The organism is Gemmatimonas sp. (assembly GCF_036405635.1).
Lineage (GTDB): Bacteria > Gemmatimonadota > Gemmatimonadetes > Gemmatimonadales > Gemmatimonadaceae > Gemmatimonas.
In genome coordinates, this window is sequence record NZ_DASWXE010000147.1 from 1 (window position 1) to 16311 (window position 16311).

15 protein-coding genes are annotated in these 16311 nt (G+C 63.6%); all 15 read right to left on the reverse strand.

Translation table 11 applies throughout. The features are described from left to right. Nucleotides 1–208 (reverse strand): hypothetical protein (locus VGE27_RS12145; RefSeq protein ID WP_331049926.1); only part of this gene is annotated, 208 nt, incomplete at its 3' end. Between the two features lie 42 nt (nucleotides 209–250). Further along, nucleotides 251–1222: a hypothetical protein gene (locus VGE27_RS12150; protein WP_331049927.1), complete on the reverse strand. Its 972-nt coding sequence runs from the start codon at nucleotides 1220–1222 to the stop codon at nucleotides 251–253. Then, on the reverse strand, nucleotides 1219–2787 hold the full coding sequence (locus VGE27_RS12155) for an HAD-IIIC family phosphatase (protein ID WP_331049928.1): 1569 nt from the start codon (nucleotides 2785–2787) through the stop codon (nucleotides 1219–1221). The genes VGE27_RS12150 and VGE27_RS12155 overlap by 4 nt, the downstream gene beginning before the upstream one ends. 68 nt (nucleotides 2788–2855) lie before the next feature. Continuing rightward, nucleotides 2856–4013 carry an SDR family NAD(P)-dependent oxidoreductase gene (locus VGE27_RS12160; protein ID WP_331049929.1) on the reverse strand — a complete coding sequence of 386 codons (1158 nt, stop codon included), beginning with the start codon at nucleotides 4011–4013 and terminating at the stop codon, nucleotides 2856–2858. Then, nucleotides 4010–4243, reverse strand: coding sequence for an acyl carrier protein (locus VGE27_RS12165; protein WP_331049930.1), 234 nt, complete (start codon nucleotides 4241–4243; stop codon nucleotides 4010–4012). The genes VGE27_RS12160 and VGE27_RS12165 overlap by 4 nt, the downstream gene beginning before the upstream one ends. Nucleotides 4244–4264: 21 nt before the next feature. Continuing rightward, nucleotides 4265–5407, reverse strand: coding sequence for a hypothetical protein (locus VGE27_RS12170; RefSeq protein ID WP_331049931.1), 1143 nt, complete (start codon nucleotides 5405–5407; stop codon nucleotides 4265–4267). 99 nt (nucleotides 5408–5506) lie between these two features. After that, nucleotides 5507–6973, reverse strand: a complete 1467-nt coding sequence (locus VGE27_RS12175; protein WP_331049932.1) for an oligosaccharide flippase family protein — start codon at nucleotides 6971–6973, stop codon at nucleotides 5507–5509. Continuing rightward, the gene (locus VGE27_RS12180; RefSeq protein WP_331049933.1) at nucleotides 6970–7872 is read right to left on the reverse strand and encodes a polysaccharide deacetylase family protein; all 903 of its coding nucleotides are present in this window, start codon (nucleotides 7870–7872) and stop codon (nucleotides 6970–6972) included. The genes VGE27_RS12175 and VGE27_RS12180 overlap by 4 nt, the downstream gene beginning before the upstream one ends. Continuing rightward, nucleotides 7869–8900 carry a FemAB family XrtA/PEP-CTERM system-associated protein gene (locus tag VGE27_RS12185; RefSeq protein ID WP_331049934.1) on the reverse strand — a complete coding sequence of 344 codons (1032 nt, stop codon included), beginning with the start codon at nucleotides 8898–8900 and terminating at the stop codon, nucleotides 7869–7871. Before VGE27_RS12185 ends, VGE27_RS12180 begins: the two co-directional genes overlap by 4 nt. Then, nucleotides 8897–9766, reverse strand: coding sequence for an XrtA system polysaccharide deacetylase (locus tag VGE27_RS12190; RefSeq protein WP_331049935.1), 870 nt, complete (start codon nucleotides 9764–9766; stop codon nucleotides 8897–8899). The genes VGE27_RS12185 and VGE27_RS12190 overlap by 4 nt, the downstream gene beginning before the upstream one ends. A gap of 23 nt (nucleotides 9767–9789) precedes the next feature. Next, entirely contained in the window at nucleotides 9790–11163 is a 1374-nt protein-coding gene (locus tag VGE27_RS12195; RefSeq protein WP_331049936.1) for a citrate synthase, read from the reverse strand. 94 nt (nucleotides 11164–11257) lie between these two features. Next, nucleotides 11258–12319 carry a hypothetical protein gene (locus VGE27_RS12200; RefSeq protein ID WP_331049937.1) on the reverse strand — a complete coding sequence of 354 codons (1062 nt, stop codon included), beginning with the start codon at nucleotides 12317–12319 and terminating at the stop codon, nucleotides 11258–11260. A 9-nt stretch (nucleotides 12320–12328) separates the two neighbouring features. Then, entirely contained in the window at nucleotides 12329–13726 is a 1398-nt protein-coding gene (locus VGE27_RS12205; protein ID WP_331049938.1) for an MBOAT family O-acyltransferase, read from the reverse strand. Nucleotides 13727–13728: 2 nt separating this feature from the next. Then, complete coding sequence (locus VGE27_RS12210; protein ID WP_331049939.1) at nucleotides 13729–14520, reverse strand: HAMP domain-containing sensor histidine kinase; 792 nt, start codon at nucleotides 14518–14520, stop codon at nucleotides 13729–13731. Nucleotides 14521–14559: 39 nt separating this feature from the next. After that, entirely contained in the window at nucleotides 14560–16053 is a 1494-nt protein-coding gene (locus VGE27_RS12215; protein WP_331049940.1) for a sigma-54 dependent transcriptional regulator, read from the reverse strand. Between the last annotated feature and the right edge of the window lie 258 nt (nucleotides 16054–16311).

Here is a 16311-nt window from a genome sequence, read left to right on the forward strand (position 1 = left end):
GCCGCTCCATCAGTCGGCGACGACCTTTCGCCCGATCCAGATTGATGCAGTAGATCGGCATGTGCTCCATCCAATGGCCGCGCATGGACCCCACAGGCCAATAGTTCCACTGGGAGAACACGTAGTTGCGCAAGCTTGGCAAACCGCGCTTGGCGATGGCCTTGAGCTTGGTGATCACCCGACGTGCAGTGGAAGGACGTGTCGTCATCGTTCGGCGTCGAACAGGGAAAAGTGGATACGACGGTGGTGATCAGCGGGTTCCGGCGCGCCTGATGCGCGAACGTGCGGCATTCCACGCGAAGTCGAGCGCCCAGCGCCACTGCATCGCGCGCCATTCCCGGCGGGGGATTTCCGCGTTGCCGCCACGCTGGGCGCGCAGGCAATCCAGCAGTTCACCCACAGGCACGAGCCATCCGTCGCGTGAGGCGATGTCCTCGAGGATGCGCTGCACGCGGGGATCCACCGCCCCGTCGCGGACGAACTGTTTGCCCAGGTGGGTGGCCACGATGCAGACGCCGCCCGAGCGTTCAAGGGTGTCTATTGCTGACGAGTTGAACCGCTCGACGAATACTTCGACGTTGTCGGCGTCCACGGCAGAGAACCACCAGTTCACCAACGGTCGACCTGGATCCCGGTACGGCATCGTCGGGTTCATGTCGAGCACATTCACGTGGGTGTAGGTGAGGTTGCGGACGTACTCGTGATGGGTGCGACAGAGGTCACCCCACCAGTAGGCGGAGCCTTCGACGCCGCCGAGAAAATGTCCGCGTCCCTTGGAACCCATCATCCACCGGTACAGGACCCGCAACACGGGGATGTCCACCCGTTCGGGGCCCCAATACAGGTTCTCGCGATTGAACGAGTGGTTGGCGTACACCCGCGGGATGGCGCCCAACTGCTGCTCCATGCGCGACAGTCCTTCCAGCGTCCGATCGCGATCACTGGACTCCATGCGCGCGCCGTGCGAGGCGATCTCGAATCCGCGCGATTGCAGCGTGCGCACGAACTCCAGATAGTGCGGATCTTCCAGAGTCTCCGAGCCGGCAAAGGCGCTCCATCCCTCTTCCCAGCGCAGCGGCCAGACCGTCTTGGTGGTCCGGAACCCAAGCCGATGCAGCAAGTCATAGAGCGGTTGCACGTTCTCCACCGTCGCGACATCCGTGTCGTCGATGATGGTGAAGGCAAAGCGCTTGCCATCGGGGAACGCTGGGCGCCAGCTCATCTGTCCTCTGGCGTGGTCCATCGGAACAGGCCGCGCACCGACTCCTGGTCTTCCTGGATCCGCGCCGAATCGACCGTCACGACGCCGGTCTGCGTAGCGCTGACACCAAGTGCCGTGAGAAAGCTCCGGAAGGGACCATTTTTTTCCGTCGGTGCATAGTCGATCTGCAACGGTCGACCGGCCTCCATCAACCAGCCCAATACCGCATGCTCCACGCGGCGCTGAAACACCCGACACGACATCACGAAGGCCCGCAACACACCATCGGCGTCGACCAGCATCGTCAGGATTTCTCCGTGACTGCCTGACCGATCACTCAACGTGGCCGTCAGCAATCGACCACCCGCATCCAGCACCGTCGCGACCTCTTCTTCCGTGAAGCGGCGGCCGTTGGCATTGAACTGGTTGGTCTTGTTGATGAGCTGGATCGCCCGGTCCCGCGAACCGTGACTGCGGTCGGCGATGAGCAGTGTCATGTCCAGGTCACGCAGGAAGGCCTGCAGGTCTGCTGCCGCGGCCTCCCGCGGTGCCATCGTCGCGAGGCGCCGGCGGTAGAGTTCCGTGCGGGCCCGGTCTTCCTCCGTCACCATCGTGCGCGGAAAGTCCTCCGCGATGCGCTCCAGCAAGGCAGGCACATCCCGCAGGTGCTGCGGAAACTGATGGCAACGCACCAAAGGCAGCTTGCGCGACACCTCTTCGAGTTCAACGGGATTGTCGTCCACGAAGACAAAGGCATCGAGACCAAGATTCAGTTGCTCGGCCAGTGCCTCGATCTGCGCCGACTTGGGATTCCACGATGCAAGCAGGGCCACGAAGTCGGACTCGGCCAGCAATGTCCGACCACTCCGGAATGGCCCCCGAGCCACCTCCAGATCATTCTTCGACACGACGGCGAGCAGCACGCCGTCACCTCGCAACCGCTTGAGCAGTGTCTGATAGAGGTAGTGCGGGTAACCCTTTTCATCGGCGCCAGCATGGATCCCTTCCACGCCATCATCTCCGATGATCCCCTTCCACAGCGTCTCGTCGAGATCGGTCACGAGCACTTTCTTTGACGCATCAAGCACGGGGAGTACGGCGTCGACAATGGCCGTGGCGACCCGGGCCATGTGCGACCCAGCCACCGGCACACCGCTCCCGAGATAGGACGAGAGTGCGAATACCTCTTCTGGAAGCACCACGCCACCAGCGGCGCGCACGGCCAGGCTCAGTTGGGCGCGCAGGCGTGCGCCTTCACCGGCCCTGAGAGACAGCGGAGGGGTCGGTGCATCGATGTACACCACGGGCGTGCGTCGTGCCTGCAAGCGATCCAATACCGCCTGCGCTCGCTGCCACAGCACATCACCCTGCACATCGTGCTCAGCGACGCCGGTTCGCCAATCGAGTTCCTGCACCAGGTCCCACGGCAGGAGCAGTGCGACCTCGAGGTGGTTTTCCGCGCTGGCAGGCAGGAGCAGGTGCTGCTGGAGGGTCCCGAATGGCAATGTCTCGAGTTCGAGCGCCCGTTGGCGACGGGCGGCCTCGGCGCGCAGATACAGCTCGAGCGGTGTGCTCGTACCGGACATCGCCAGCAAAACAGAAAGCGAGGGGCCGCCAGCGAACGCGCGCAAGACTTTGGTGGCTTCCAGAAAACTCACGGCAGCGCCCCCGCCGCCAGAGTAATGCTGGCCCCGGACACCATCGGAGAGGGGTTGTCGAGGACCCACGCCAGTTGAGCGGCCGCATCCGCGGCGGTGGGGATCGTGCCGAACGGTGACCGGTTCGCATTCGCAATGCGGGCCAGTTTCCCCATGCGTTGATTCATCCCCGTATCGAGGACGTCGAGCACGATGTTCACCACACGCTGCTCAGACTTCGCCAGCTCGATCGCCAGTGCGCGTGTCATGGTGGGCAGCGTGGACTTGGCGATGGAGTACAGCGGCATGCGGTAGTTGTGGCGGCCCGGATCGGCGGCGGTCGAACCAAAAAGCACCAGTGTCGATCCCGGTTGCCCGTGACGCCGCAACGCCGACGCCAGTGCAAAACACTGCCGCAGTGGCGCCGCAATATGATGCTCGATGGGATTGAGGCGGTCGGACAACTCACTCAAGGCGGCGTTGTCTGGAGAGGGCCACGCGCAATGCACGATGCCTGCCAGAGGCTGACCGTCGACCACCTGCGGCACCCACTCCTCGGCATTCTCGAGATCTGCAACCTGTGTAAGGCCTTCGCGAGCGCTTCGCGAGATGCCGATCGCCCGTTCACCGAGACGATCGCACACCGCTTGCCCGAGTCCACCAGACGCTCCCGTCACGATGAAGCGACCCGGAGCGGTACCGCCGTCAGTGGCTGTGCCCGGAGGCGACGACTCGGTGCTGAGCGTATCGATGCCTTCTGCGCCCACGACGTCGCTGGCGGCGTCATCGAGGGAGGACGTATGCAAGCCAAAGTCGTACTCGCCCTCGACATATCGCGTGCCGGATTCGCGGTCGCTGATCGATACCGCGACGCGACCGACCGATGCCGTGCCCGAGATCTGCCGCCCTTCCACCACCACGCCAACAGGTGGAATGATCGGAGCGATGAATCGCAAGCGCAGCCCGTGCAGCAGACACGCGCGCCCCGGCAGATGCATGCCGGCCATGCGCGAGAAGAGGCCGGCCGAAAAGGCACCATGCAGCACCGGTCGCGCGTACGCGGTGGTGGCTGCGTACGCGGGATCGGTGTGCAGCGGGTTCCAGTCACCCGACAGGCCTGCAAATGCGAGCGCCGCCTCCGCCGGAATGTCGACGACGAATCTGGCGCTGCTCATGGCATCACGTCTTCCAGGTGTGCGAGGATCGCGTCGTACGACGTCAGTTCGATCGAGTCCGCGAGATCAATCGCCACACCAAACTCACTTTCGATAGCCGCCATCAACGTCACGTGCGCGAGCGAATCCCACGCCGGAAATCCCAGTTGATGGATGCTGGTGGGGTCCACGCTGTCGGACAGGTTGAAGACAGAGCGGAAGATCTCTTGCAGGCGCTGTGGCTGGCTCATCGAAGGACTCGCGTGACTGGACTAGAATGACGCATCCGACTCTGCGTCGCCGCGAGTCAGATGCCATTGATTCAGCACACCGGGCACCGTTCCCGCAGCGGCCGGATGCTTGAGAAGGAAGTGTACGTTGCCAGGCATGGCGAAGTAGCCCAGTCGGCGCGCAGAGTCGCGCCAACGCTGGAGTGCGGGGCTGAAGACTATCGCCGCCGCCCCTTCGGCTCGTGCGGCCCCATAGCAGCCGTCCAGCAGCGCGGCGTCCAGCCCGGGCTGGTTGGGGAGCGCCAGAATGTCCGACAGCGAGGCGGCACTGACTCCGCCGAGACGGCCGTCCGGCATGGCTTTGGGGCGCTTCATGATGGCGAGTCCGACGAGTTCGCCTTCCCTGCGAGCGACAATCGGGAAGTACTCCGATTTCGGCATTCCCAGCTGATAGCGCGTCCGCAGCGCATGCGCATCCCGCACCGGGCTCGCGGGCGCGGCATCGCGGGAGCGGTCCCATAAATGGTGCAACGCGTCGTCCGTGATGTCGGGCGCCATGGCGACTTCGTAGCGAGACGGGCGCACAGCGCGCAGCATCCATACCATGGCATCTGCCATCATGCCGCCGGCGCGCCCGATGCCCAGCGTGTCCACCACGCGGGCTCCGCGGCGCACAACACTCGGGAGGTTTGCCTGACGCTCCACAATGCCGCGCATGTGTCGCCCCAACCGCTCAAACGAAACCGGCTGCACCAGATTGGGAAGCGTACCAAGGTTCTGATACCCCAGGCCCTCGAACAGGCGCCGAGAGGCGGGGTCCACGGTGAGCGCGGCAGCGATTTCCACCGATGCGGAGAATTCCTTCAGGACCATGTAACCCAGTGGACCGCCCCGGTATTGCTCCAGTACCCACAGACCTTTGGCCCAGTACGCGCTCTGGGTCGAGCCACACAGCCGAAATTGGGTGGGAATGGAACCGCAGTAGGCGAGCACCTCGCCACCGCGCACCGCAATCGTGGCGGGTGGGATACGCCCAGGCTCCGCGACGTTTTCCGCGGCGCTGGTCTCCATACTGCGCACCACCTCGTCAGGCGTCGTCTGGGCGCCCCAGTTGATCCGGAAGAACTCGGCGAGGCCTGCCGCATGTTCCGTCGACGCCGCGACACAACGAATCCGTTCAGCCATCACGGTGTCTCCCAAGCAGGGCGATATGCACACGTGCCGTTGGGTGTGAACGGATGCACGATGCCCAGGCCCTGACGCAAAACGTCCATGATGGCACGCCTATCGACGGAATGACTGCAGGACGCGCAACACGCGGTCGGCTTCCGTGCGAAACGGCCCAAGCAGCATTGCCAAGTATGACAGCGCCCCGATCACGATCAGGATGATGAGTCGGACCGCAACCGGCACTGCATCGCCAATGAGATGGCGCGCCAGGAGCACCACGCCCACCATCAACACGCTCGATGCCATGGCGGGCAGCAGCGCCCGGCCAATTTCGGTGAGTCGCACACCCAGGCGCGACCGCAGCCGCAGCAAGATGAACAGGAGCAGTGGCGGGAAGCCCACCATCCAGGCCAACGCCACGCCCGTCGATCCCCGCCACCACGCCGCCGCCACGAAGAGCGCGGGCAAGTAGGCCAGACCCGCAAACTCAATGAACGTCTGGAACCGTGCTTCACCCATCATCTCCAGCATCGGCAGTGCCAGAATGGAGATGATGCGCAGTGCGTTGAAGACACACAGAATCTGCAGCGGTACAATCACACTGGACCAATGCGGGCCCAACACGACGGGAACGAAGTCTTCTGCCACGGCCGCAAGTCCCAGCACCATGGGCACCGACACCAGAGCCACCGCCATCAGCAGGTGCCGATAGAGACGATTCACTTCCTGCACGTCATGCTGGAGCGCCGAATAGAACGATCCAGACACGCGCGCCACCAGGCCATTTACCTGATCGTTGGGCGTATTGGCCAGCGTCCACGCAAACTGATATGAGCCCAGGGCGACATCGCCCAGCACTCGGCCAACGACGAGGAAGTCCGCCGTGTACAGGAGATATGCCCCAAGGCGGCCGGCGAACACCCACGCGCTGTAGTGGGCGGCTTCGCGGATCGGCCGCAGATCAGGAAATGCGAACCCCACCGGCGCGAGACGCCACAGCCAGAGCACTCGAATCACGTTGACGATTGGTGCCGCGATGACGAGAGACCAGTAGCGCAGGCCGAGCAATGCGCCCGCCAGTACCACGAGGGCAGTGAGAATGTGGCCCGCGAACTCGACGATGGCGGACTCCTTGAACCGCAGGTCCCGCTGCAGGATGGCGCCGGGCACCGTCTGTAGCGATGTCAGCACAAACGAGATGGAGGACACCATCACGATGGCTCGCAACGCAGGCTGCTTGAAGAAATCGGCAATGAAGCCGGCACTGACCAAGCCGATGCCGAACGCGACCAGCCCCGTGAGCAGAGCCAGCCCATTCAGTCGAGCCAATCCACGCGGATCGTCGACGCGGAGCTTGAGTACTGCGGTGCCGACCCCAAACTCGGCCAACAGGTACACCAGCCCAACAAACAGCTCGTTCATGCCAACGAGGCCGTAGTCGCTCGGATCAAGCAGGCGGGCGATCAGGATGGTGGCACCCCAGCGTACGGCCTGTCCGGCGTACTTGCCGAGTCCCGTCAGGGCGATCGCCCGGGCCACCTGCCCATCGCGTCCCTTTCGCTCCTTGAGAGCGTCACTCATGCCGTCGCTCCGGTGTGTGGCCGACGACGGAAGGGGCCACGAACCACGGAGCGAAATCGACCGATGGGAATCGGCGCCGGCACATTCCAACGCGGAATGACCCCATGAGACTGCGCAGAGCCGGCAAGCCACCACCCACCGGCGGCGAGCATACCGTGCTCGACGCCACGCACCCGATGGGCGGTCTCGTCTGCGGGCGGAAGTCCGTACGGATAGGCCACGACGGGCACGGTGACCAATGGGTAGTGCTGGAGCAGCCAGTGATGCGCCGCCGCGATCTCCTCACCAACTTCGGCAGCAGAAAGCCGCGAGAGATTGGCGTGACGCATCGTGTGGTTGCCGAGCGTGATCCCTGGCAGGGTCACGATCGCATCCAGTTCTTCCTTGTGGGCAATGCGCAGGACCTCCAGTTCCGCAGCGAGCTGCGATGCCGGAGTGTGTGTCACGATGCCCTGTCGTGCGTTGAGGAACTCCGCTCGCGCGACATCGGGCCACCGGCCGGCCGCGGCCTGCTCATCCCACCACGGCACGGTGCCGAGCAGGCTGGGAGCGACGAAGACGGTCACGGGTAGCCCACGTGCGACGCACGCCCGCACACCCAGCGACAGCGCGGACGCACAGGCATCATCGAACGTCAGGGCGACACGCCGCTCAGCAGGTGCCTCGCGCTCGATGATGTCCATCAAGGGCACGATGTCGAGTTCCTGCTGAAGCACATCGAGCTGCGCAGCGAACAGATCGTCCGGCATATGCAGCGTACGCTCGCCAATCGGTGGCTGCGTTCGCGGCACCACATTGTGGTATGCCAGAATCAGACGGTCTCCCTGTTGCACCCGTGAAGGGAGCTGTCCCAGCACGGTGGAGGCCAGCGCACGCACGGCCGCCCGTGCAGCGCTCAAGGCACCCCTCCGATCAACCGGGCTCCGAGTGGCGTGGTCAACGCCAGCGGCAACCGCTGCCAGACCTTCACCGCGGTGCCGTATCCGCTGCCATCCCCGCTGGGCGGCGCAGCGTCGCCGGACGCGCTGCGCTGATACCAGGTGAGCGGCTCGTCGCGCGATCCCCACTGTCGCTTGAACTTGTGCGTGCCTGACCCCGGCGTGCATCGGCCGAAGTTGAACACCGAAAAACCACGCTCACACGCGCGACGGATGAACGCCCCGTACAGCGCCATATTCGGCGAGATCTTCTGGTGTCGCCGCAGCGAGGACGCCCACGAGATCTCCACCTCGGAGCCGTTCTCGATCGCGTAGCCGGCAGCCACCGCCTCTTCACCGAGATAGGCGACACCCACCCAGGCCCGTTCCCCCAAGGCCTCGGTGAGACGCGCAAAAAATCGCGGACCATGGGCCGGCGATCCCAGGTCACGCATATGCTCCGCGAACACCTGATGGAACCTCCCGAGGTGCGCAGGGCCGAACTCCACGCGCAATCCCTCGCGGTCGGCGCGCCGGATCTGGCTGCGCAACTTGCCATCGAACGCCTTGAACGTCGCCTCGTAGTCATTGGGCACGAGGTCGAGCAGCACGGTGAGCTTGCGCGTGACCGCGGTGAGATCGGTACGAATGGCGTGACGTGACCGGAGCTCTACCAGCTTGGCGCCGTTGGCCATTCCTGCGGCATGCATGCTCAGGGCATACTCACTCTCATCGTCTCCGATGGGACCACCGTAGCTCACGAACGGCGAGGAGACCAGGTAGTGCCCGAAGAGCAGCGAGCGCACCCGCACCAACGGAAGCACGCCGACCAGCGCACCATCCCGACGCGCCATCAGGTATGGCGTGTCGTGACCATAGACGTCGCGGTACACATCCCGCCATTCGAAGCGGTGAAACGTGCTGCCGTGCGCATGCTCATCGACAAAGGCATTCCATGCGGCGGCGTCACCGGGGGTCGCGATCGTGATCTGGCTAGCGGACTTGCTCACGCGGATGCCCGGAGATCGTCGAAGGCGCGGAACTGGAAACGACGCAGCAATACCTCGAGGCGCCGATCACAGGCCGCGAGACCACGATAGTGACGAATGCGTGTCACCATACCCACAGGTAGTCTCGGCTGGTCAGGATCGATCTCCCACGGATGAATGTAGAACACCGCGGGCTGGCCTCCCTTGAGGACCTCCGCGAGTCCCGTGGTGATGAGCCACGAGGGGAACTGCCGGAACCACCCGCCGCCTGCCACCGGCACCTGCAGGCCCGCGACGGGCCACACTGCAGGGGGATACTCCAGCAGCGGGCCAGACGCGGTGTGGAGCACATGGGGATCGCGGGAGGCGTTGGCGCTCCCGTATCCTGAACGCGAAATCGGAAAACGGCTCGAGTCATACTCGTGCCCCTCCTCCACCAGCACCCGCGCCGCCCACAACACATCGTCTGTGAGGGAAAACGACGGAGCCCGGTACCCCGTCACGCGCTGACCCGAAGCGTCTTCCAACACGGCCTTCGCGCGACGCACGTCTTCACGGAACGCGCTTTCGCTGATGGTCGGAATGCGCTGGTGCCAATACCCATGCGAGGCGACCTCGTGCCCCTGCTCGGCGATGCGGCGCAATAGCGCGGGGAACCGTTCCGCAACCCAGCCAAGCGTGAAGAACGTACCGCGGGCGCCGGTGTCGGCGCAGAGCTGCAGCAGACGATCGGTGTTGCGCTCAACGCGCGAGGGTAACGCGTCCCATTGATCGCGTGCGACATGGCTGTCGAACGCGCTGACCTGGAACCAATCTTCCACGTCCACCGTGAAGACGGGAAGCGCCCGCCCTAAGCCGGGCGGGCGCTGACCTGTATCACCGTTCACGAGGGACGCTCTGGAGCGGGCATTTACTTGCGGATGCTGTCCTTTCGCGTGCGCGGAAACTTGTCCGAAAGCGGATCCGCGTACTGCCGTTCGCCATGGCCGATATAGATCTGACGCGGACGGGCAATCTTCTGCTCCTTGTCCAGGATCATCTCTTCCCACTGAGCCAGCCAGCCGGACACACGCGCCACGGCAAAGAGCACCGTGAAGAAGTCCGTCGGGAACGCCATCGAGCGATAGATCAGGCCCGTGTAGAAGTCCACGTTCGGGTACAGCTTGCGCGACACGAAGTAGTCGTCGGACAGTGCGATGCGCTCCAGTTCGAGCGCGATCTCGAGGTCCTTGTCCATGCCGACCTGGGCGAACACTTCGTCGGCCAGCTTCTTCACGATACGGGCGCGCGGATCGTAGCTCTTGTACACGCGGTGGCCGAAGCCCATGAGGCGCTGCTCGCCCTTGCCGCTCTTCACCGCTTCGATGAAGGCCGGAATGTTCTTCTTGTCGCCGATCTCGGTGATCATGCGCAGCACAGCTTCGTTCGCACCGCCGTGCAACGGGCCATAGAGCGCGGCGATGCCTGCCGCGACGGCCGAGAACGGATCCACATGCGACGAACCAACCGCGCGGACGGCATTGGTGCTGCAATTCTGCTCGTGATCGGCGTGCAGGATAAACAGCACTTCGAGCGCCTTCACGAACACTGGATTCGCTTCGTACTTCGGCTCCGACATCCGAGCGATCATGGAGAGGAAATTCTCCGAGTAGCTCAGATCATTGTCGGGATAGATGAAGGGCAGGCCCTTCACATGCCGGTACGCAAACGCCGCGATCGTCGGCAACTTGGCCAGCAGGCGGATCGTGCTGATGTAGCGCTGCTGTGGATCGTGGATGTCGCGCGCTTCCGGATAGAAGCTCGACAGCGCCGCCGTGGCGCTGCACAGCATGCTCATCGGGTGCGCATCGTACCGGAAACCCTCGAGGAACTTCCGGATGTTCTCGTGCACGTACGTGTGGTACGTGATGTCGTGCACCCACGAGTCGTACTGGCCCTGATTCGGGAGCTCACCGTTGCGCAACAAGTACGCCACTTCGAGGAAGGTGGCCTTTTCAGCGAGCTGCTCGATGGGATAGCCGCGATAGCGCAGGATACCCTTGTCGCCATCGATGAACGTGATCGCACTGCGGCACGAAGCGGTGTTCATGAACGCGGGATCATAGCTCAGCAGGCCGAACTCACCGGCCTCCTGCTTGATCGGACGCAGGTCCATGGCGCGCATGTACGTGTCGCCTTCCGGCCCTTCGGTACGCACCGGAGCGCTGTACGTGGAGCCGGTACGGCTGTCGCGGATCTCGAGGCTATCGGAAGCCAGGGGGGTGCCGGAGCTGGGCTGAGTCATCTTCCTGAACCATCAGTTGGGAGCGCAAGACTAGCTGAGTACCGAGGAAACTAAACGGTGGTACCTGATTGGGGACCCAGAGCCAGGCACCCCGCTAGCGTCGGCAGAGGTTCGCCGCGAGGGCTCTCGCGGTGGTGCCGCCCACCGCGGCAGCGCCCACATCGGTAAAGTGCGCAAAGTCGGAAAAAGCCTTGGTCCCCGCCGCCCGGAGAGCTGGTAGCGGATCCACCACCAGCACCCCGGAATCGCTGCCCACCCGTGCGACGCGGAGTGCGGCCTGTGCATCGAACCGCACGATGGCGGCTCCGGTGAATTCGGGGTAGAACCGTTCCCACGCCCGCAAATAGAGCTGGGCATCGGCGCCGGTCGTATCTGCGAATCGATTGCGGTGGGTGAGCAGGACGGGGGTGGCACCGCCCCGACGATATGTTCCGATCAGACCCCGAAGATCCCGTTCGAAGGCGTCGAGTCGGCTCGCGTCGACAGCATCGCGCACGGAGATACCGCGGGCGGTGCGTGTCCGATGGGTCGTGACGCGCCGCGCCAGGTCGAGCACCGGCGTTGGCGTCGCCCGCTTGAACGCGTCGCGGAATCGCGGCAGGGCTCGTGATCGCCACATGGGCAACGGTACAGGGGCCGCAGTCGCCGGCTCAGCCGCTGTGGGGTCACCGCTCATGTATTGCATGGGCGTCGGATAGTACACCACGAAGCGCGGCTTCGAGGACGCCAGACGTCGCACAAAGTCCTGCTGCACGGTTGGCAGCGCCATTCCGGCGAACGCTGCATTCAGTACGACCGCGCGCGCGCCGCAGGCGTTCAGGCTGTCCTCGAGCTGCCGCGGCCATTCCCGACCCTGGCTTTCATACAGTCCAAAGGTCTCCGACGCACCAGCCGTCATGATCAACACCGTACTGTCGGTGCGGTCGGTGACTTCCGGACCGCGAAACCCCAAGGCGTTGATGTGGAACTGCCGAAACTGGGTGCCCGCGCGCGCATGCATGCCCAGGGAGTCACGGACAGACAATTCCTCGAGGTCGATGGCCGGTGCCATGAGTGGTACACCGAACTGGGCCCAGTCGTCGAGGCGCACGGTCACCTCGAGCGCCACTGCCATGGCGGTCAGCGCCGACAGCCAGATCGCGAGACGTCTCAGCACGGCGATCGCCTAGAACTGGAAGTAGAGAAACGGCGACGGCCGCGCCGTGACGATCAGCGCGAGGCCAGCCCCGAAGGCCGTGGCCAACGCGAGGCGACGGGTCGGCGTCCATTCATGCTTCATCTCGAACGGATTCGCCCCACGCATGCTCCACCAGGCGGCGATGGCCATGACCACCAGCACCAGACGAATATCAATGTCCGTGAAATGACTGCCGGCCGTGGGCACGACCATGATGCGCAGGATGTGCAGGGCTTCAGCAAAGGATACCGCGCGGAAGAACACCCACCCCACCATCGCGGCGATGAACATCGAGAGCTGTTGCACCAATTGGGGCAGGCGATCCCAGGACGTGCGGAACACCCGGTACACGCACAACAGCAACCCGTGGTAGAAGCCCCAGAACACAAACGTCCAGGACGCACCATGCCACAGGCCACCGAACAGCATGGTGAACATGAGGTTGCGGTAGGTCAGCACCGTGCCAAAGCGATTTCCGCCCAGCGGGATGTACAGATAGTCGCGCAGGCAGCTCGACAGCGAGATGTGCCAGCGCTCCCAGAAATCCGATGGATTCAGCGACTTGTACGGCGAGTTGAAGTTCTGCGGGATCCGGATGCCAAACATGTAGCCCAGGCCCACCGCCATCGTGCTGTATCCCGAGAAATCGAAGAGCAGCTGGAACGTGTAGCCCAGCACCGCCAGCCATGCGCCGCCGGTCGACAGCTCGCGCCAGTGTGTGAAGGACGGATCGACCATCGCTGCCAGCGTGTCGGCAATCAAAACCTTCTCGACGAGGCCGATACAGAAGAAAGACATTCCACGACCGAGCCACCGGGTGCGACTGCTGGTGGCGAGCTGCTCGAGGTCTTGTTCGATCTGCCGGAATCGCACGATCGGACCCGCCACCAACTGCGAGAACAGCGACACGTACGCGGAGAACTCCCAGAAATTTCGGGTCGGCGTGATCGTGCCGCGGTACGCATCCACGATGTACGAAATCGTGTGAAACGTGTAAAACGAAATACCGATCGGCAGGATGATGTCCAGATGCGGCACATCCAAGGTGGCACCAGTCACCGAGACGATCGAGCGGGCCGTATCCAGTGCAAAATTGGTGTACTTGAAGAAGCCGAGCAGAGCGAGATCGACCGTGATCGGGACCACCAGGTACATCTTTCTCGCCTGCGAGCCCACCGGCGAACGCAACATGCCCAGTCCCGCCAGATAGCTGACGAGCGTGGAGAAGGCCATCAGCAGACAGAACCGCGGGTCCCACCATCCGTAGAAGACGTAGCCCGTGATCGTCAGCCACACGTACCTGGCGTTGGCCGTCTGCAACGTCCAGAAGATCGCGTAGGCGATCGGCAGGAACGCGAAGATGAACTCAATGCTGTTGAACAGCACGATCAGCGCTCGCGGGGAAGGTGCACGGTGAAGCGCAGGCGTGTGCCGCCCGCCGCCACATCGTCGTGGTGAAGCGCGCTGCCCATCCCGGCCAGCAATTGAACACACAGCGGCAGTCCGAATCCGGAGCCGTAGGGGTGCACCACCCGAGGATCCCGCAGCCACTCGACCACCGGCGCCGGCAGTCCCTGGCCACTATCGGAGACCACAAAAGTGACACCATCGGGCGCATCCTCCCCGGCATCTTCCGCGGAGACGGTGACGCTGCCTTCCTCGGTGTACTTGAGGGCGTTGATGACCAGGTTGAGCAGCACGCGCTGCACCTGACGCAGGTCGCCCACGCGCCGACCCGTTGCTGATGACGACAGGCGCAGGACGAGTCGGCGCTCCTCCACCATCGGCTGCACGAACGCCCGGATGTGGTCGAACAGGTCTGGGATGGCGACGGTGCCGAGCGTGATGGCGGTCGAGGTGGCGGGGCCACGCGCCAGGTCGAACGCATCGTTGGCCATGGCCACCATCGCCGCTGCGGCACTGTGCAGGATCTGCAACTGTCGATCCTGTTCCTTGGTCAGCGGTCCCGCGTGTCCAAGGCGCAAGCGCTCCAGAAGCAGCAAATGGGTGCTCAGTGGCGATCGCAGGTCATGCGCGAATTCAGCCAGAGGGCCATTGGCTGGCGCGTTGTTGGATTCGGACGACATGTCGACGGCCACTTGCTGCAAGCCGGTCGCTACGAGGGATGCAATGGTCGACGGACTCACATCTGCCGTCTGTTCGGCTGATCGATGCCGCATGTGAGGCTGCCGTCGAGCTGTGATCTCGCGACGCATCGGCTACTCGAGATTGCCGGAGATCATATCCCGCTTGTGTCCGTGTTTTTCCATGAGGCGATACAGCGTGGTCCTGTCGATACCCGCGAGCCTCGCCGCCTTGGACATATTGCCGCCGGCACGCGCGGTGAGGCGAGTCAGATACTCCTTCTCGAAGTGGGCGATCAGATTGTCCTTCGCCACATGAAACGCTTCGTTCATGATGGCGGTGGGCAGCCCCGTTTCGGCGGTCGGTGCTGTCGGGCCGTCATCGTAGACTGGGATATCATCGGGCGTGATCGGTCGATCACTATCGGCGATGACGGCCACGTGTTCGATGACATTCTGCAACTCACGGACATTGCCGCGCCACGGGCGCGACTGCAGAAAACCGATAGTGTCCGCCGTGAACTCGGGCGCGGGTGCACCGCCGGTGCGATGCCGCTCCCAGGAGCGCTTGAGGAAGTGCTCTGCCAGCAGGGGGATGTCTTCGATGCGCTTGCGCAGCGGGGGTAGCTTGATCGGTACAACTCGCAGGCGGTAGAACAGGTCCTCGCGCAGGATGCCCTGCTGGACCGACTCCTGAGGGTCTCGATTGGTCGCGGAGATGAATCGCACGTCGACCACGGCGTCCTGCACCTCACTGCCGAGCCGACGTACCACGCCGTCCTGCAGCACACGCAGCAGCTTCGCTTGCAGCGGCATAGCCATTTCGGTCAACTCGTCGAGAAAGAACGTGCCGCCGTTGGCCACTTCCAGCAGACCCGGCTTGTCGCGATCGGCGCCGGTGAAGGCGCCCTTGCGATAGCCGAACATTTCGGACTCGAGCAGGTTGTCCGGCAGTGCCGCACAGTTCACCGGCACGAGCTTGCGGGCCGCTCGGCGGCTGTGCTTGTGGATGAACTGGGCGATCATCTCCTTGCCGGTACCACTCTCGCCGCTGATCATCACCGACGCGTCGGTGGCGGCAACCTTCTGGGCCAGTTCGACGGCCTTTCGGAAGGCGGGCGAGACCCCGAGCAGCGACATGAGCTCTCCGGCGCCACTTTGCGTGACCAATCCGGTTGCTCGCACGGGTTCGCGAACCTCTCTTGCGGCCGTGACGGCATGCGCCACACGACCCACCAGTACCTGCAAATGACTGGCAGAAAAGGGCTTGGGGAGATAGTCCCAGGCTCCGGCGCGCAGTGCTTCGATGCTGGACGCCACCGTCGGATTGCCGGTCATGACGACTACAATGACGTCCTTGTGGGCTCCAACGGCCGCTTTCAGGACCTCCATGCCCGAAATCGGGGTCATGTAGAGGTCCACCAGAATCAGGTCGAACTTCCGGCGCCGAACGAGTTCAAGCGCCTCTTCACCACGGCCACTGGCGGTGACCAGATGCCCGTCCATTTGCAGTACCGAAGCACACCCCTCACGCAGGGTCCGATCGTCGTCAGCGACCAGAATACGCAGACCTGTTCCCTTGTCTGGAACGGATGAGGATGTGCCATCAGTGAGAAAAGGATCAGTCATACCGGCGCGGCGTAGGAACAGCGGCGGAAGGCTCGCCACTTATGTAGGCAGGGGTGCGATCTCTGCTGCACAGTCTCGACAGGTCGCGGTGTGGACTCAACGGGTGTTGTCAACTGAAACAGATTTCCCGCAATGCGCCGTACAGTTCGAGCTATGATATGTCGAAATACGACAAAAGAGGTCGTCAGTCAAGCTGTGCTCGTCGCTTCGCTTCAACATATCCGTTTCATGACTGCAACACACCGGAGAAAGTCACGA